The sequence below is a fragment of the Salinimicrobium oceani genome (genome assembly GCF_012037645.1).
In genome coordinates, this window is the sequence record NZ_JAAVJR010000801.1 from 1 (window position 1) to 413 (window position 413).

Annotated in this window: 1 protein-coding gene; it reads right to left on the reverse strand. The window is 30.0% G+C overall.

Annotated features, from left to right (window positions below):
* Positions 1–378 (reverse strand): hypothetical protein (locus tag HC175_RS19470; protein ID WP_168139784.1); only part of this gene is annotated, 378 nt, incomplete at its 3' end.
* Positions 379–413 lie beyond the last annotated feature (35 nt).

Consider the following 413-nt stretch of genomic DNA (forward strand, 5'->3'; position numbering starts at 1 on the left):
TATTTTTACTCTTTCGGAAAGTTTTGCAGTATCCAGTTGTACATTTTTAAGACGATTTAATTTCTCCTGAAATTCCTGTTTTTGTTCAGGTGTGAATTTCTCCTCTAAATACTCATAAAATTCTTCTGATCTTAAATTTCTAAAAGGTTTAAAGCCTTTAATGATGGAATCAACATTCAAATATGGTTTAATGAACTCATTTTGCTTAGGATCAAAAGAGACAGGGTGGAGATATATAGTATAGTAGGAATCAGGATCCACACTTTCAGCATAAAACTTATAACCATTTTTCAGGTCTTCTTCATTTTGAGCCAGTAACACAGAATTTTGGAATAAAAAAGTCAGGAAGAATAAAAGGGAAAATAATTTAGGCCACATGTAGAAAAATTAGTTTTCAAGGTAATGAAAAATTT